Source organism: Paracoccus aestuarii, assembly GCF_028553885.1.
Taxonomy (GTDB): Bacteria; Pseudomonadota; Alphaproteobacteria; order Rhodobacterales; family Rhodobacteraceae; genus Paracoccus; species Paracoccus aestuarii.
In genome coordinates this window covers 1,843,058-1,859,858 of sequence record NZ_CP067169.1, presented here as the reverse complement: position 1 = coordinate 1,859,858, position 16,801 = coordinate 1,843,058, and the positions used below count along the sequence as shown (strand labels likewise).

The following is a 16,801-nucleotide window of genomic DNA, read 5'->3' as shown; positions in this document are numbered from 1 at the left end:
GACATGAACGGTGTGCGTATCACCAGCGGCAAGACCATCGAGCCGTTCGGGCCCAAATTCCGCAAGCTGCCCAAGCGGGCGCTGAAACGGATCGGCGTCGTCGATGTCGGATCGAACTCGATCCGGCTGGTGGTGTTCGACGGGGCGGCGCGGTCGCCCGCCTATTTCTACAATGAAAAGGTGATGGCGGGGCTGGGCCAGGACATGGCCCGCACCGGCCGCCTGAACCCCAAGGGCATCGAGCGCGGCTTTTCCGCGCTGCAGCGTTTCGCGCTGCTGGCGAAATCCATGGATATCGAGCCCCTGACCTGCGTGGCCACCGCCGCCGTGCGCGAGGCCGAGGACGGCCCCGACTTCCAGCGCCGCGTCGAACGCGAGACGGGCCTCAAGCTGTATGTCATCGATGGCGAGGAGGAGGCCCGCCTGTCGGCCCAAGGTGTGCTGCTGGGCTGGCCCGATGCGCGCGGGCTGGTCTGCGACATCGGCGGCAACTCGATGGAGCTGGCCGAGGTCGGCGGCGGCAAGGTCGGACGGCGCGTGACGTCCCAGCTGGGGCCGTTCCGGCTGCAGCAGGTGCCGCAGGCGCGGCTGCGCGATCATGTGGATGCGATCCTGAACGATCTGGCCGGGGCGATGGGCCGCGATCACGACCGCATCTATCTGGTGGGCGGGTCATGGCGGGCCATCGCGCGGCTGGACATGGAACGCAGCGGCTATCCCATGACGGTGCTGCACGAATACCGCATGAGCCCGGATTCCCTGCGTCAGACCATCGACTGGATCGCGGGCCAGGACCTGGCCACCCTGCGCGCCCGGGTGGGCATATCCGGATCGCGGATCGAGCTGGTGCCCTTGGCCGCCCAGGTCCTGTCGCGGCTGATCAAGGTCTTCGATCCGGCCGAGCTGGCCGTCAGCAGCTATGGCATCCGCGAGGGGCTGCTCTATGAGCATATGTCCGACACGCTGCGCCGGCGCGATCCGCTGATCGAGGCCGCGCGCTTCACCGAACGCCAACTGGCGCGGATGCCGGGCTTCGGCAAGAAGCTCTATCACTTCCTGCTGCCGCTGTTTCCCGACCTTCCGCCCGAACGCGACCGGCTGATGCGGGCGGCCTGCCTGCTGCATGACACTGCTTGGCGCGCCCATCCTGACTATCGTGCCGAGGCCTGTTTCGACAACGTGACCCGCGCGAACATGGCCGCGCTCAGCCATCCCGAGCGAATCTATCTGGGGCTGGCGCTGCTGCACCGCTACAAGAACAACCGTGCGCAGTCGCAGATGGCGCCGCTGTTCGCGCTGCTGTCCCCCGACCAGATCCGCGATGCCGAGGTGCTGGGCAAGGCGATGCGCTTCGGCGCCATGTTCGCCATCGACGACCCCTCGGACGCGGCCGCGCTGCGCCTGTCGGGGGGGCGGCTGGAACTGCGCCTGACGGCCACGGGCCGCAGCCTGATGGGCGAGGTCGCCCAGTCCCGGTTCCAGTCCCTGTGCAAATCCATGGAGGTCGAGGGCACGGTCGTCTGACCCCGCCCCGCCCGCGACATGAAAAAAGGCACCCCGAGGGGTGCCTTTTTCCGCGTTTCCGCAAGGGGGGATGATTACATCATCCCGCCCATGCCGCCCATGTCGGGCATGCCGCCGCCGGCAGCCGCGCCCTTGGGCTCGGGCTTCTCGGCGATCATGGCTTCGGTCGTGATCAGCAGACCTGCCACCGAGGAGGCGTCCTCCAGCGCGGTGCGGACGACCTTTGCGGGGTCGATCACGCCGAACTTGAACATGTCGCCATATTCCTCGGTCTGGGCGTTGAAGCCGAAGGCCTTGTCGGTCGATTCGCGCACCTTGCCGGCCACCACGGCGCCGTCGACGCCCGCGTTCTCGGCGATCTGGCGCATCGGAGCCTCCAGCGCGCGGCGCACGATGGCGATGCCGGCGTTCTGGTCGCTGTTCTCGCCTTCCAGGCCTTCCAGCGCCTTGCCGCCCTGGACCAGGGCCACGCCGCCACCGACGACCACGCCTTCCTGGACGGCCGCACGGGTCGCGTTCAGGGCGTCATCGACGCGGTCCTTGCGCTCCTTGACCTCGATTTCCGACATGCCGCCGACGCGGATCACGGCAACACCGCCGGCGAGCTTCGCCACGCGTTCCTGCAGCTTTTCCTTGTCGTAGTCCGAGGTGGTCTCCTCGATCTGCTGACGGATCTGGGCGACGCGGGCCTCGATCTCGGGCTTGTCACCGGCGCCGTCGACGATGGTGGTGTTGTCCTTGTTGATCGTGACCTTCTTGGCGCGGCCCAGCATGTCGATGCCGACATTCTCCAGCTTCATGCCCAGGTCTTCGCTGATCACCTGACCGCCGGTCAGGATGGCGATGTCCTGCAGCATGGCCTTGCGGCGATCGCCGAAGCCCGGTGCCTTGACGGCCGCGATCTTCAGACCGCCGCGCAGCTTGTTGACGACCAGCGTGGCCAGGGCCTCGCCTTCGACATCCTCGGCCACGATGACCAGGGGCTTGCCCGACTGGATCACGGCTTCCAGCAGCGGCACCATCGGCTGCAGCGAGGACAGCTTCTTCTCGTGCAGCAGGATGTAGGCGTCTTCCAGATCCGCGATCATCTTGTCGGGATTGGTGACGAAATAGGGCGACAGGTAGCCGCGGTCGAACTGCATGCCTTCGACGACTTCGACCTCGGTCTCCATCCCCTTGTTCTCTTCGACGGTGATGACACCCTCGTTGCCGACCTTCTGCATCGCGTCGGCGATCTGACGGCCGATCGAGGCTTCGCCATTGGCCGAGATGGTGCCGACCTGGGCGACTTCGTCGCTGTCATTCACCGGGCGCGAGGCGGCCTTGATGGCCTCGACGACCTTGGCGGTCGCTTGGTCGATGCCGCGCTTCAGATCCATCGGGTTCATGCCGGCGGCGACCGCCTTCATGCCCTCTTTCACGATGGCCTGGGCCAGGACGGTGGCGGTGGTGGTGCCGTCGCCGGCCTCATCGTTGGTGCGCGAAGCGACTTCGCGGACCATCTGGGCGCCCATGTTCTCGAACTTGTCGGACAGCTCGATTTCCTTGGCGACCGAGACGCCGTCCTTCGTGATGCGCGGCGCGCCGAAGGACTTGTCGATCACCACGTTGCGGCCTTTCGGGCCGAGCGTCACCTTGACCGCATCGGCCAGGATGTTCACGCCTTTCAGCATCCGGTCGCGGGCGTCGGTGCTGAACTTGACTTCTTTCGCAGCCATTTGATTCTCCTGAAATTATCGTAGAAGGAAGGGGCGGACGATCAGGCCAGAATGCCCAGGATGTCGCTTTCCTTCATGATCAGCAGCTCTTCGCCGTCGACGGTCACCTCGGTGCCGGACCACTTGCCGAACAGGACGCGATCGCCGGTCTTGACCGACGGTGCGATCAGCTCGCCCGAATCCTTGCGCGCGCCTTCGCCGACCGCGATGATTTCGCCCTCGGCGGGCTTTTCCTTGGCGTTGTCCGGGATGATCAGACCACCCTTGGTCTTTTCTTCCGACTGGACGCGGCGGACCAGGACGCGGTCATGCAGCGGTTTGAATGCCATAGTCGAACACTCCGATGTTTCAGGTTGCAGTGTTGCGGTTGTTGGCACTCACCTGATGCGAGTGCCAATGACGGTGATCTAGGCAAAGCTGGCGGGCTTGTCAACGGGGTCGGGGTGGCATCGGGGCAGGGGACGTGACATGGTGCAGACCCGTATTCCGCAACCGCCCGGACCTGCCATGACCGTCATCCGCACCGCCCTTGCCGCCGCCTTTCTGGGCCTGACCGCGCAGGGCGCCCAGGCCGTCTGCACCGGCCAGAACCTGTTCGAGACGATGCCCCCCGAACGCCGCGCCGCGATCGAGGAGGCCAGCCGCGACATCCCCTTCCGCCGCGGCATCCTCTATCAGGCGCAGCGCGACGATGCGCGGATCACGCTGGTCGGCACCTATCATTTCGCCGATCCCCGCCATCAGCCGATGGTCGATCGTCTGGCCCCGGTCATCGCCGATGCCGCCGCGCTGATGGTCGAGGCCGGCCCCGAGGAACACGCCCGTCTGACCGAGGCGCTGACCGCCGACCCCACCCTGATGGTCGCCCCCGACGGCCCGACCCTGCGCGAGCGTCTGTCGGACGACGATTGGCAGGCCCTGTCCGACGCCATGACCGATCGCGGCACGCCCCCTGTCGTCGCGGCGCGGATGCGGCCGTGGTATGTCGCGCTGATGCTGGGCATATCGCCCTGCATGGTCCGCGCCATGGCCGAGACGGGCGAGGCGGGCGGCCTCGACCATCTGCTGATGGACCGGGCCGAGGCGACCGGCACCCCCATCCGCGCGCTGGAGCCGTGGGATACGATGTTCCAGCTTTTCGCCGGGCTGACCCCGGAGGAGGAGCTGGACATGATCCGCTCCAGCCTGCCCGCGGCGGCCTATGCCGATGATTACGCGGTCACCCTGACCGACGCCTATTTCGAGGGCGATGTCTGGACGATCTGGGAATTCGGGCGCCAGGATGCCTATGCCAATTCCGGCATGGAGCGCGCCGAGGTCGACCGCCAGATGGCGCTGGCCCAGACCCGTCTGATGGACGACCGCAACCGCGCCTGGATCGACCCCCTGATCGAGGCGGCCGAGGATGCGGGCGATCAAGGCGTCGTCGCGGCCTTCGGCGCGCTGCACCTGCCGGGCGAGGCCGGCGTGCTGGCGCTGCTGCAGGATCGGGGCTTCGCGATCACCCCCTTGGAGGACTGACCGGGCCTATTGCCCATTCAGCACCCCCAGGGCATGGGCGCGGCCCTGCTTCTGATAGGTGATGCGGCTGTCGCCGATGGCGGTGATCGTGCCGCCATTGATCCGGTCGCCGATGCGCAGCGTCAGGACCCGGCCGTTCGACAGGCGTACCAGCGCGCGGCTGGCCTGGCCCGCGCCGACCGTGCCGATGATCTGGGTGCTGTTCAGGCGGATGCCGTCCTTGACCGTGGCGCTGGCCGCGGCATTGCCCACCGCATTGCGCGGAACGGCGGCGACCACATCGGGCTCGTTGTCGATTTCCGGCGGGCGGTATTGCTGATTGCGGGCGGCGGCGGCGCGGGCCTCGGCCTCGGCCTGGGCGCGGGCGCGGGCTTCGGCCTGGGCGCGGGCCTGGGCCTCGGCGCGGGCGTCCGCTGCGGCTTGGGACCGGGCGCGGGCCTCGGCCTGGGCCTGCAATTCGTCGTCCAGACGGCGCTGTTCGGCCATGGCGGCCTCGGCCGCCTGCGCCTCGGCGGCGGCGCGCAGATCGGGCGAGCTGGGCGCCAAGGCCGCGGCCGCAGGCGCTGCGCTGGCCATCATCGCATTGGCCACGGGCGCGGCGATGGCCGCCGGCGCGGCAGCAGCCGCCGCGGACCGCCGCGGCGGAATGGCCGATGAGGTCAGCGCCGTAAGCGGCACGGCACCGGGCGTCGCCGGGCTGCGTTCGATGGCCGATGCGATGGCGGCCTCGACAGCCGCACCGGTCGGCGCAGTGCCACGGGCGGGCTTGCTGGCCGGGCGGGCAGAACGCTGCAGCCGGTCGCCCGAGGCCACGGCGGCGGGCGGTGCCGCAGCCGGGGCCGGGTTCACGACGGCGGCGGCGGTGCTAGCCCGCGCGGCGGGGCGGGCGGCATCCTGCGCCGCCTGTTGCGAGGGCGCGCGCACCGCGACCGGGCGGCGCGCGGGACGTGCATCGGCCAGTTGGAACACCAGCCCCGCCTCGGCATCCGTCAGGCCGCCATTCCCCGCCTGCGCGGTGCGCAGATCGCGCAGCTGGCGGCTGATCAAGGCGCGCTCGGCCTGGGTCAGCAGGCGGGGCAGATCCTCGGCGCGGCTGCCTTCCTCCTCCAGCAAGGACAGGGTCTGGGGCCGCGCGGGCGGGCGCGCGCCGTTGACGCCCGGTGCCGCCGGCGCCGGAGCGGCCGTCGTGGGCTGGGGCGCCGGTGCCGGTGCGGGTTGGGGCGCCGATGTCGCCTCGCCGCGATTCGGGCTGGGCGGACGCGCACCGGCGGTCGTGGGCGCGGGTGCCGGTGTGGCTGCGGGGCTGGGCGCGGGTGCAGGGGCCGCGGTGGCAGCGGGCGCTGCGGTGGATGCCGGTGCCGCCGCCGGTCGTGCGGGCCGCGCGGGCGGGCGCGCAGCCGTCGCTGCGGGGGCCGCCGCGGGCGCCGTCGGGCTGGCCGCCGCCGGGGTCGAGCTTGGGATGGTCGGCCGCGCATCCGGCGCCGCCGGGGCCGAGGCCGGGGCGGGCGTCGCCCGAGGCGGGCGGGCCGAGCTGATCAGCCGCCCGGCCTGGGTGGCCGCCTGGCTCTGGGCGGGCGTGGTCGCGGGTGCTGCGGCCTCGGCGCGCGGCTCGGCCGCCGGGCGCGGAGCGGTGGATTCACGGACCGGGGCGGGGCTGGGGGCGGGGGTCGTCTCGGCCGCGGTCTCACGGGCCTCGGCGGCCGCGGCGGGTGCTTCGGCCTCGGTCAGCGGTGCCGGGCTGGGGGCGGCGTGGTCTCGGCTGCGGTCGCGCGGGCCTCGGGGGCGGGCAGGGGCGCCTCGGCTTCGGTGACCGGGGCTGCGGTGGCTTCGGCGACGGGGGCCTGGGCCTGTGTCACCGCCGGGGGGCGGTCTCTGCGGCCTCGGGCGTCTCTGTTGCGGGCAGGAGGGCGGTGGCGGGTTGGGTCTCCGGGGCCTCGGTCGCCTGGACCGGGGTCTGGGCTTGGGCCAGAGCCTCGGCCAGGGCGAGGTCCAGCGCGTCGGGCTGATCCGGCGCGGTCGCGGTCTCGACCGGGGGCGTCGGGGCGGGTGCGGCCTCGGGTTCAGCGGTGACAGGCTCGGCGGTGGCGGGCTCGGCCTGGGGCGCGGGCAGCGTGGCCACCTGGTCCTGCGGCGTGGGCCGGCCCAGCCACAGAAGCGCCAGGACCAGGATCAGCGCCAGCCCGCCGACCATCACCGGCAGGCGCGCGGGATCCAGGCGGCGCAGGCGCTCGGCCATGGTGGGTGCGGCGGCTGCGGGGCGCCCGCCCTCGGCCCGCTGCGCGCGGGCGGCGGCGGCGCGGTTGTGGATCGCCTCGGCCCGGGGCGACAGGCGCTTGGCCGCGACGGGCCCGCCATGGCGGATCACCGCGGCCTTGTCCTGGGCGGCATCGGGGGCGGCATCGGCTGCGGCCACCGGCGCGGCCGGGGCCGTCACCACATGGGGCGTAATGCGCGACACGATCACCGCCGCCGCGGCCGGTGCGGTCACCGGGTCGATCACCGGCGCCGTCACCCGCGCCTGGCTGAGATCGGGCCCCGAGAACGGGCGCCGGTTGAACTGGTCCTGCGCCAGCCGCGAGGGGCCGAAATCCGGCTGGCCCTGGAACCGGTCATCGCCCGGACGCGCCTGATAGCCCGAGGGGCGGAACCCTTGGGCGCGGGCGAATTCCTCGGCCTCGTCCAGCGTGCGGCGGGCGACGGCGGCCACGCGCAGCGTCTCGATGTCGCCATTGACGGCGGGGCACCAGTCGAAGACCAGATCATCGGCGGAATAGGGGGTCGAGGCCTCCAGCGCGCGGGCGATCGTCCCGGCCGTGTCCGACCCGTAGGGCACCGTCAGCACCGTATAGAGGATCTGGTCGTCGGGAATGACCAGCACGGTGTCCAGCTCGCCCGCCTGGCCGCCCGCCTCCTCGCGCAGGGCGTTGAGGACGGATGCCATGTCCCCGCCCGAAAAGCGCACCTGCCCGAGCGGGCGCCAGTCCGAACCCGTTCGGCATTCCAGCCTGACGGCCTCCTGCGTGAAGCTCATGGCGAATTCTGGAGGCGCGGCGTGCTGGTTCATGGCTGTGTCTTCACTGCTCGGGGTGCGTCGCGTGGTCGATGCCCGTGACGTCATTGTTCATCCCAATCACTACCGCAAATTGTGTCGCGTTGAAAGAAGAACTGCCAGATCTGTGATCGGTTTTCGCGCTTTGGGGGCTAGGAAGCCCGCCCCGCCCAAGGCATCAACACAGTCACCGAGCGCATGATCAGAAAGGATCCCTGATGCGAGCGAATTTCACCCCCCGTCTTGCCCGTCCCCTGGCGCTGTCCGTGGCGCTGGCCGCCTTGGGCGCCGCGCCCGCCCTGGCCGCGCCGATGGGCTGCGGCCATGCCGGGCCGTCGCGCCTGACCGTGACCGGCGAGGGCCAGGCGCGGATCGCGCCCGACATGGCCAGCATCCAGCTGGGCGTGTCCACCCAGGCCGAGACCGCCGCCGAGGCGATGGCGCAGAACAGCGAACAGCAGCGCGCCGTGATCGACGCCCTGACCGGCGCGGGCATCGCCGAGGACGACATCCAGACCTCCGGCCTGAACCTGAACCCGCTGATGCAATATGGCGACGGCCAGGCGCCGACGGTGACCGGCTATCAGGCGGTGAACACCGTCCAGGTCCGGGTCAGCGAACTGGAACGCTTGGGCGAGGTGCTGGACGCCATCGTCGGGGCCGGCGCGAACGAGATCAGCGGCATCAGCTTCACCCGCGAGGACGGTGCGGATGCCCAGGATGAGGCGCGCCGCGACGCGGTGGCGGATGCCCGACGCAAGGCCGAGCTGCTGGCCGAGGCGGCGGGCGTGGACCTGGGCCCAATCCTGACGCTGCGCGACGTGCAGACCGGTGGCGGCGGCCCCCGCCCGATGATGCGCATGGAGGCCGCGATGGCCGACAGCGTCCCCGTCCAGCCCGGCCAGGTCGAGATGGCCGCCCAGGTCGAGATCGACTTTGCCCTGACCGGCGACGGCGCCTGCGCCCCGATGGGCCCGCGCGGTCCGCGCAACGGCCCGGGCCAGGATGACGGCGCCGACCGACCCGAGCCGGTCGTGCCGCCGATGCATGGCGACGGCGCGCCCGCCCCGGACGAACCCATTGTGCCGGGCATCGTCGAGCCGCTGCCCGACGCGCCCCTGATGGATGCACCCGAAGCCGAGGACGCCGAGGCGCCGGCCAACTGATCCCGCTGCGGGCCGGGGCGACCCGGTCCGCACCGCTCAGGCGGTGGCCTTGGCCAGCGCCTGATCCAGATCGGCGATCAGGTCATCGGCATCCTCGATCCCCACGGACAGGCGCACGATCTCGGGTGCGGCACCGGCGGCGCGCTGCTGCTCCTCGGTCAGTTGGCGATGGGTGGTCGATGCCGAATGGATGACCAGCGACCGCGCATCGCCCAGGTTGGCCACATGGCTGAACAGCGCCAGCCCGTCGACCAGCCGCACCGCCGCCTCATACCCGCCCTTGATCGCAAAGGTGAACAGCGCCCCCGCCCCCTTGGGATAAAGCCGCCGCGCCACCGCGTTCCAGGGCGAGCTGTCCAGCCCCGCATAGGTCACGCGCTCGACCCGCGGATCGGCCTCCAGCCAGGCGGCGATCTTCTGCGCGTTCTCGACATGGCGGGCCATGCGCAGGGGCAGGGTCTCGATCCCCATCAGCGTGTAATGCGCGCCCTGCGGGTTCATCGTCATGCCCAGATCGCGCAAGCCCACGGCGATCCCGTGAAAGGTGAAGGCCATCGCGCCGAAGGTCTGGTGAAAGACCATGCCGTGATAGGCGGGCTCGGGCGCCGACAGGCTGGGAAACTTGTCGCTGGCCGACCAGTCGAAGGTGCCACTGTCCACCACGACCCCGCCGGTGACGGTGCCGTTGCCCGTCATGTATTTCGTCAGGCTGTGCACGACCAGCGTGGCGCCCATCTCGATCGGGCGGCACAGATAGGGCGTGGCCAGCGTGTTGTCGACGATCAGCGGCACCCCCGCCGCATCCGCGATGGCCGCCACCGCCGGAATGTCGGTCACCGACCCGCCAGGATTGCTGATCGATTCGCAGAACACCGCCCGCGTGTCGTCATCGATTGCCGCCCGCAGCGCCTCCGGATCGTCGAAATCGACGAATTTGGCGGACCAGCCGAACCGCCGGATCGTATGGCTGAACTGCGTGACCGTCCCGCCGTAAAGCCGCGTCGAGGCGACGATGTTGCGCCCCGGCGCCATCAGGGGAAACAGCGCCATGATCTGCGCCGCATGGCCCGACGAACAGCAGACCGCGCCCGCGCCCCCCTCCAGCGCGGCGATGCGCGCCTGCAGCGCCGCCACGGTGGGGTTGGTCAGGCGCGAATAGATATAGCCCACCTCCTGCAGATTGAACAAACGCGCCGCCTGATCCGCATCGCGGAACGCATAGGCCGTCGTCTGATAGATCGGCACCTGCCGCGCGCCGGTCGCGGGATCGGCCTCAGCCCCCGCATGAATGGCCATCGTGTCGAAACCCTGTCCGTCGCCCATCGCGTCCTCCCTGCCGTAATCCGCGCTCAGCCTATCCGCCGATCGCCTCGCGAGGCAACGGCCCGATTTCTCCGTTGCGAAATACCCCGGGGGGAGTCCGCAGGACGGGGGGCAGCGCCCCCCTACCGCCCCTGCCGCCGCGCCATGAAGGCCAGCTTCTCGAACAACGCCACATCCTGCTCGTTCTTCAGCAGCGCCCCATGCAGCCGCGGCAGCATCGTGACCGGATCCCGCGCCAGATCCTCGGGCGCCAGATCCTCGGCCAGGATCAGCTTCAGCCAATCCAGGAACTCGCTGGTCGAGGGCTTCTTCTTCAGCCCCGGCACCTCGCGCAGCTCCATGAACTGCGCCAGCGCCGTCTCCAGCAGGCGCGGCTTCAGGCCGGGGTGATGGACCTCCACGATGGCCTTCAGCGTCTCGGCATCGGGAAAGCGGATATAGTGAAAGAAGCACCGCCGCAGAAACGCATCCGGCAGCTCCTTCTCGTTGTTCGAGGTGATGATCACCACCGGCCGCTGCGCCGCGCGCACCGTCTGGCCGGTCTCGTAGACATGGAACTCCATCCGGTCCAACTCCTGCAGCAGGTCGTTGGGGAACTCGATATCGGCCTTGTCCACCTCGTCGATCAGCAAGACGACGCGGGACGGCGCCTCGAAGGCCTGCCACAGCTTGCCGCGGCGAATGTAGTTGGCGACGTCATGGACCCGCGCCTCGCCTAGCTGGCTGTCGCGCAGCCGGCTGACGGCATCGTATTCGTAAAGCCCCTGCTGCGCCTTGGTGGTCGATTTCACATGCCATTCGATGATCGGCATCCCCAGGCTGTCTGCCACCTGACGGGCCAGCTCGGTCTTGCCGGTGCCCGGCTCGCCCTTGACCAGCAGCGGGCGTTCCAGCGTCATCGCCGCATTCACCGCCAGCGCCAGGTCGGGCGGGGCCACATAGCGGTCGGTTCCCGTGAATTGCATCAGAACTCTCCTTTCGGCCGAGGCATCTGGACCATCCGTCCCGGGCCTCGCGCGGAATTGCATGTCGCGCATGATTAGCGCGCTCAACCCTAGTGACAAGCCGCGTGTCATACTTTAAGGGGGCGCCCAAGGTGCCGGTAATTTTGCTCCGCCCGGCACTGCCGGAGGACGTAATGAAAGCCCAGACCTTCCTGCCCCAGGATTACCGTCCCGCCGAGGACGAACCCTTCATGAACGAGCGTCAGCTCGAATATTTCCGCAGGAAGCTGGAGGCCTGGAAACAGGAATTGCTCAGCCAGTCCGCCGAGACGCTGGAGGGGCTGCAGGACAGCGCCCGCGCCGTCCCCGACCTGGCCGACCGCGCCAGCGAGGAGACCGACCGCGCGCTGGAGCTGCGCACCCGCGACCGCCAGCGCAAGCTGGTCAGCAAGATCGACGCCGCCCTCCGCCGCATCGAGACCGGCGATTTCGGCTATTGCGAGATGACGGGCGAACCGATCAGCCTGCGCCGCCTGGATGCCCGCCCCATCGCGACCATGACGCTGGAGGCCCAGGAGCGCCACGAGCGCAAGGAACGCGTCCACCGCGACGACTGACCCATGACCGCCGGGGCCTTGGCATCGCGCCCCGTCGCCGTGATCGGCGGCGGCATCGGCGGGCTGACCGCCGCCCTGGCCTTGGCGCGGCGCGGCGCACGGGTCGAGGTCCATGAACAGGCCCCCGCCCTGACCGAGGTAGGCGCGGGCATCCAGCTGTCGCCCAATGCGGTGCGGGCGCTGGACGCGCTCGGCCTGCGCGGGGCGCTGGACGCGGCGGCTTTGCGCAACCGCGCCGTCCAGTTGAACGATGCGACGGGCCGCCGGGTGCTGCGCATGGACCTGGCGGCGCACCGCCCCGATGCGCGCTTCCTGATGATCCACCGCGCCGCGCTGATCGCGCTGCTGGCCGATGCCGCGCGGGATGCGGGCGTGACGCTGCATCTGGGCCGGGCGGTGGACGGCCTGCCCGACGCCCCCCTGATCATCGCCGCCGACGGGCTGCGCAGCCCCCGCCGCGCCATCCTGAACGGGGTCGAGGTTCCGTTCTTCACCCATCACATCGCCTGGCGCGCCGTCATCGACGACAATTTCCAGGCCGCGCCCGAGGCGCAGGTCTTCATGGCCCCCGGCCGCCATCTGGTGACCTATCCCCTGCAGGGCGGCCGCCGCAACCTGGTCGCCGTGCAGGAAAGCCATGACTGGCAGGACGAGGGCTGGTCCCGCCCGGGCGACGCCAAGGACCTGCGCCGCAGCTTCGCGGATCTGGGAGGCCCGGTGCCGGGCTGGCTGGACCGGGTGGGCCGCGTGAACCTCTGGGGCCTCTTCCGGCACGAGGTCGCGCGGGTCTGGCATGACGACCGCTTGGCGCTTCTGGGCGACGCCGCCCATCCGACCCTGCCATTCCTGGCCCAAGGGGCGGGCATGGCGATCGAGGATGCCTGGATCCTCGCCGATTGCCTCGACCGCGATCCCGACCAGCCGCGTGCGCTGGCCCGCTATCAGGCCGCGCGCGCGCCGCGGGTCGGGCGCATCGTGGCGGCGGCCAATGCCAATGCCCGCAACTATCACCTCAGCGGGGCGCGGCGGCTGGTCGGCCATGCGGTCCTGCGCGTGGCGGACCGGGTGGCGCCCTCCTTCATGCCGGGGCGCTTCGACTGGCTCTACGATTTCGATCCCACGGCCTGACCGGCGCGCGGGGGTCGTCGGTCCGGGGGTCCGGGGGGCTGGCCCCCGGCAGTCGCGGGACGCAATCAGGCCGCCTGTTCCACCGCCGCCACGATGCCGTCCACGACCTCGCGCAGGACGGTCTCGTCCTCGGCCTCGGCCATGACGCGGATCAGCGGCTCGGTGCCCGACTTGCGGATCAGCACCCGGCCATGCCCGGCCAACCGCGCCTCGGCATCGGCGATGACCCGGCGCACGCCGTCCGCGCCCAAGGGATCGGAACCCGCCGCATAGCGCACGTTCTTCAGCATCTGCGGCACCGGGTCGAACTGGCTGACCAGCTCGCTGGCGGGGCGGCCGCTCTCGGCCATGGCGGCCAGCACCTGCATCGCCGCGACCAGCCCGTCGCCGGTCGTGGCATAGTCGGTCATCACGATATGGCCCGACTGCTCGCCGCCCAGGTTGAAGCCCCCCTCGCGCATCCGCTCGACGACATAGCGGTCGCCGACCTGCGTCCGCTCCAGCCGCACGCCGCGCGCATCCAGGAAATGCTCCAGCCCCAGGTTCGACATGACCGTGGCCACCAGCGCGCCCCCCGACAGGCGGCCCTGATCGGCCCACCGCCCGGCCAACAGCGCCATGATCTGGTCGCCATCGGCCACCCGGCCGGTCTGGTCCACGATCACCACGCGGTCGGCATCCCCGTCCAGGCTGATCCCCAGATCGGCCCCATGCTCGCGCACCGCGGCGGCGCAGGCCTCGGGATGGGTGCTGCCCACGCCGTCATTGATGTTGAACCCGTCGGGCTTGACGCCCAAGGGGATCACGTCGGCCCCAAGCTCCCACAGCACGTCGGGCGCCGCGCGATAGGCCGCGCCATGGGCGCAGTCCAGCACCACCCGCAGCCCGTCCAGCCGCAGGCCCGCCGGAAAGGTCGTCTTGGCATATTCCATATAGCGCCCGCGCCCGTCCTCGATCCGCTTGGCGCGGCCGATATTGGCGGGCTGGGCGGGCTGGATCTCGGTCGCCAGCAGCGCCTCGATCTCGGCCTCGGCGGTATCGGACAGCTTGAAGCCGTCGGGCCCGAAGAACTTGATGCCGTTATCCTCGGCCGGGTTGTGGCTGGCCGAGATCATGATCCCCAGATCCGCCCGCATGGACCGCGTCAGGAACCCCACCGCCGGCGTCGGCACCGGGCCCAGCAGCAGCACGTTCATCCCCGTGCTGGTCAGCCCCGCGGTCAGCGCGTTTTCCAGCATATAGCCCGACAGGCGGGTATCCTTGCCGATCACCACGCGGTGCCGGTTGCGCCCGTCGCGGCGGAAATACCGACCGGCGGCGGCCCCAAGCCGCAGGGCCATCTCGGCGGTCATGGGATGGGTGTTGGCGCGTCCCCGCACGCCGTCTGTTCCGAACAGCTTCCGTGTCATCGCTCTGCCTCGTCCTCTTTGTCGTTGAGGGCCGCGATCACCCGCAGCGCCTGTGCATGCTCCGCCACGTCATGGACGCGGTGGATCTGGACCCCCTGCGCGATCGCCGCGACGCTCAGCGCCAGCGTGCCCGGCATGCGGGCGGCGGGGGGATCGGCCCGGCCGATCCGGCCGATGAAGCGCTTGCGCGACACGCCCAGCAGGATCGGACATCCCAGCCCATGATACAGCGAAATGCGGCGCAGGATGGAAAGATTATGCGCCTCGGTCTTGCCGAAGCCGATACCGGGATCGACGATGATCCGGTCGCGCGCGATGCCCGCCGCCTCGGCCCGCGCGATCCGTGCCTCCAGCGCGTCGAAGACGTCCAGCAGCACGTCGTCATAGCGCGGATCGTCCTGCATGTCCTGCGGCAGGCCTTGGGCATGCATCAGGCACAAGGGCAGGTCCGACGCCGCCACGACATCCGCCAGCCCGGGGTCGAAATCCAGCCCCGAGACGTCGTTGACCATCACCGCCCCCGCCGCGATGGCCGCCTGTGCGACCGCCGCCTTGCGCGTATCGACCGAGACCGGCGCCAGCCCCCGCGCGGCGCGGATCGCGGGCAGGATGCGGGCGGTCTCGGTCGCGGGGTCGATCTCATCGGCGCCGGGGCGGGTGGATTCGCCGCCGATGTCCAGGATCGCGGCCCCCGCATCGGCCAGCGCGCGCAGATGCGCCACGGGGTCATAGCGGCCGCCGTCGGAAAAGCTGTCGGGGGTCGCGTTCACGATGCCCATCAGTCGCGGGCGGTCCATCGCCAGCCCGGCCACCGGCGCGCGGGGCGCGGTCAGCGCGGCCAGAACCTCGGCCGGGGCGTCATCGACGATACGAGGGGGCGCGCCGCGCGTCAGGCGTTCCAGCTGCGAGAACCCGGTCCAGCCGCCTGCCAGCCGCCAGCGCCCTCCCTGGGCCTGGGGGATGGGGCGGAAATAGGATCGCCCCGCCATCACGCCCCCGGCTCGGCCAGCCTTGCGCCGCGCATCCGCCCGGCCAGCCAGCGCGCCAGATCGGCCGGGGCCAGCCCCGCATCGGGATGATCGCCGGCCAGCAGCGCCGGAGCCCAGACCACCGCCTGGCCCGTCAGGGCCGCGGCCTCGATCTCGGTCCATGTGGCCGCCACCTCCAGCCCGCGATCGCCGGCCAAGGCCCAGGCCGCCTGGTCCAAGGCCAGCAGCGCGATGCGCCGGGCATGGGGCCCCCGGGCCTCGGCAGGGGCGGCGGGCGGCAGGATCACGGCGGCACCTTTGGGTGCCTGCGCCCCGTCCAGCAGGATGTCGAAGGGGCTGTCCGCGCCGGTCGCCGCCACCCGCCCTCTGTCGCGCATGATCGAGACGCCGAGCGCCCCCGGCCCGCGATCCAGCTTCTCGACGGTCACGGCGATGCGGGCGGCGCGGGGATGGGCCAGCACCTCGGCTGCGATGCGTTCGGCCAAGGTCTCGACCAGGTCATAGCGGCGATCGGCCAGCGCCGTGTCCACCGCCCGCGTCAGCACGTCATAGGACAGGATCGCGTCGACCCGGTCGCCGGCCCCGCTGACCGGGTCGCGCAGGTCCACCGTCAGGGAAAAGCGCAGCCGCTGGTCGCGGCCGCGCTCGGACTGGAAGGCGCCGATCTCGGCCGACAGGACGTGATCGCGCAGAAAGATGCGGTCGGGCTGTTCCATGGCGCCATTCATCGCAATTCGCGCCCTCAGGCAAGCCCTCGCGACCGTCTTTGGCCGGACCGGCGAAAACCCGTCACGGGGCGGCCAGAACCTGATCGGCCGTGGGCATCGGCCCCGCCCTCAGGTCGGCCTGAACGCGCAGGGCGCGGGCCAATTGCTGGCGATAGGTGGCGCGGGTGATCTCGATCCCGCCCATGCGGGCCAGGTGGGGGGTCAGGAACTGGGTGTCGAACAGCCGGAACCCCCGATCCCGCAGCAGCGCCGAGGTGAAGATCAGCGCCATCTTCGAGCCATCCTTCTGCGCCGACATCATCGATTCGCCGAAAAACGCCCCGCCCAGGGTCACACCGAAGATGCCGCCCGCGAATCGGCCGTCATGGCGGATCTCGATCGCATGGGCATGGCCCATCGCATGCAGCCGCTGATAGAGATGGGCCAGCGGCGCGTTGATCCAGGTCGTCTCGCGCGCGGCGCAGGCAGCGACGATGGCTGCGAAATCGCAATCCAGATGCGCGCTCCAGCCGCCACGGCGCAGTGACCGGCGCAGCGAGCGCGAGGCATGCACGCCCCCCACCGGCAGGACCCCCCGAAAGGGCGGGTCGAACCAGTAGAGCCGGTCGTCATCCGCGCTTTCCGCCATGGGAAAGACGCCCCGCGCATAGCCTGACAGCAGCTGCGCGGGGTCCAGCATCGGGCC

The 16,801-nt window shown here is 70.7% G+C and carries 16 protein-coding genes; 6 read left to right on the top strand and 10 right to left on the bottom strand.

The genetic code is table 11. The annotated features are described in order from the left end of the window. Positions 1 to 3: 3 nt before the first annotated feature. Positions 4 to 1,524 carry a Ppx/GppA family phosphatase gene (locus JHW48_RS09480; protein ID WP_119887568.1) on the top strand — a complete coding sequence of 507 codons (1,521 nt, stop codon included), beginning with the start codon at positions 4 to 6 and terminating at the stop codon, positions 1,522 to 1,524. A 74-nt stretch (positions 1,525 to 1,598) separates the two neighbouring features. Here the strand turns inward: JHW48_RS09480 and groL are convergent, their stop codons facing one another. Beyond that, positions 1,599 to 3,242 (bottom strand): chaperonin GroEL, encoded by a 1,644-nt coding sequence (gene groL / locus JHW48_RS09475; RefSeq protein WP_119887569.1) that lies wholly within the window; start codon positions 3,240 to 3,242, stop codon positions 1,599 to 1,601. 41 nt (positions 3,243 to 3,283) lie between these two features. Then, on the bottom strand, positions 3,284 to 3,571 hold the full coding sequence (gene groES, locus JHW48_RS09470) for a co-chaperone GroES (protein WP_119887570.1): 288 nt from the start codon (positions 3,569 to 3,571) through the stop codon (positions 3,284 to 3,286). 178 nt (positions 3,572 to 3,749) lie between these two features. On the opposite strand from groES, the gene JHW48_RS09465 reads away from it, so the two are divergent. Then, entirely contained in the window at positions 3,750 to 4,763 is a 1,014-nt protein-coding gene (locus JHW48_RS09465) for a TraB/GumN family protein (protein WP_119887571.1), read from the top strand. 6 nt (positions 4,764 to 4,769) lie between these two features. On the opposite strand, the gene JHW48_RS09460 is transcribed toward JHW48_RS09465, so the two are convergent. Further along, positions 4,770 to 5,876, bottom strand: coding sequence for a hypothetical protein (locus tag JHW48_RS09460; RefSeq protein WP_119887572.1), 1,107 nt, complete (start codon positions 5,874 to 5,876; stop codon positions 4,770 to 4,772). A 37-nt stretch (positions 5,877 to 5,913) separates the two neighbouring features. On the opposite strand from JHW48_RS09460, the gene JHW48_RS09455 reads away from it, so the two are divergent. Then, positions 5,914 to 6,573, top strand: a complete 660-nt coding sequence (locus JHW48_RS09455) for a hypothetical protein (protein WP_272835587.1) — start codon at positions 5,914 to 5,916, stop codon at positions 6,571 to 6,573. 42 nt (positions 6,574 to 6,615) lie between these two features. On the opposite strand, the gene JHW48_RS09450 is transcribed toward JHW48_RS09455, so the two are convergent. Further along, positions 6,616 to 7,794 carry a hypothetical protein gene (locus JHW48_RS09450; protein ID WP_272835586.1) on the bottom strand — a complete coding sequence of 393 codons (1,179 nt, stop codon included), beginning with the start codon at positions 7,792 to 7,794 and terminating at the stop codon, positions 6,616 to 6,618. Between the two features lie 236 nt (positions 7,795 to 8,030). Here JHW48_RS09450 and JHW48_RS09445 point away from each other — a divergent pair, with 236 nt between their 5' ends. Next, positions 8,031 to 8,978, top strand: a complete 948-nt coding sequence (locus JHW48_RS09445) for an SIMPL domain-containing protein (RefSeq protein ID WP_119887719.1) — start codon at positions 8,031 to 8,033, stop codon at positions 8,976 to 8,978. A 36-nt stretch (positions 8,979 to 9,014) separates the two neighbouring features. Here the strand turns inward: JHW48_RS09445 and JHW48_RS09440 are convergent, their stop codons facing one another. Further along, positions 9,015 to 10,301, bottom strand: a complete 1,287-nt coding sequence (locus tag JHW48_RS09440) for an O-acetylhomoserine aminocarboxypropyltransferase/cysteine synthase family protein (protein WP_119887720.1) — start codon at positions 10,299 to 10,301, stop codon at positions 9,015 to 9,017. Positions 10,302 to 10,423: 122 nt separating this feature from the next. Continuing rightward, complete coding sequence (locus tag JHW48_RS09435; RefSeq protein ID WP_119887721.1) at positions 10,424 to 11,266, bottom strand: AAA family ATPase; 843 nt, start codon at positions 11,264 to 11,266, stop codon at positions 10,424 to 10,426. Positions 11,267 to 11,439: 173 nt separating this feature from the next. On the opposite strand from JHW48_RS09435, the gene dksA reads away from it, so the two are divergent. Together dksA and JHW48_RS09425 are read left to right on the top strand one after the other, a co-directional pair. Then, positions 11,440 to 11,862, top strand: coding sequence for an RNA polymerase-binding protein DksA (dksA, locus tag JHW48_RS09430; RefSeq protein WP_119887722.1), 423 nt, complete (start codon positions 11,440 to 11,442; stop codon positions 11,860 to 11,862). 3 nt (positions 11,863 to 11,865) lie between these two features. Beyond that, the gene (locus JHW48_RS09425) at positions 11,866 to 12,990 is read left to right on the top strand and encodes an FAD-dependent monooxygenase (protein WP_119887723.1); all 1,125 of its coding nucleotides are present in this window, start codon (positions 11,866 to 11,868) and stop codon (positions 12,988 to 12,990) included. Between the two features lie 65 nt (positions 12,991 to 13,055). On the opposite strand, the gene glmM is transcribed toward JHW48_RS09425, so the two are convergent. The 4 genes from glmM to aat all read right to left on the bottom strand — a co-directional run bounded on the left by glmM (position 13,056) and on the right by aat (position 16,795). Beyond that, positions 13,056 to 14,399, bottom strand: coding sequence for a phosphoglucosamine mutase (gene glmM / locus JHW48_RS09420; protein ID WP_119887782.1), 1,344 nt, complete (start codon positions 14,397 to 14,399; stop codon positions 13,056 to 13,058). Continuing rightward, positions 14,396 to 15,388, bottom strand: coding sequence for a dihydropteroate synthase (gene folP / locus JHW48_RS09415; protein ID WP_119887781.1), 993 nt, complete (start codon positions 15,386 to 15,388; stop codon positions 14,396 to 14,398). Before folP ends, glmM begins: the two co-directional genes overlap by 4 nt. Beyond that, a complete protein-coding gene (locus JHW48_RS09410; protein ID WP_119887780.1) occupies positions 15,388 to 16,104 on the bottom strand; it encodes a dihydroneopterin aldolase in 717 nt (238 codons plus the stop codon). The genes folP and JHW48_RS09410 overlap by 1 nt, the downstream gene beginning before the upstream one ends. Before the next feature lie 73 nt (positions 16,105 to 16,177). Next, positions 16,178 to 16,795, bottom strand: coding sequence for a leucyl/phenylalanyl-tRNA--protein transferase (gene aat, locus JHW48_RS09405; RefSeq protein WP_119887779.1), 618 nt, complete (start codon positions 16,793 to 16,795; stop codon positions 16,178 to 16,180). Positions 16,796 to 16,801: the final 6 nt, after the last annotated feature.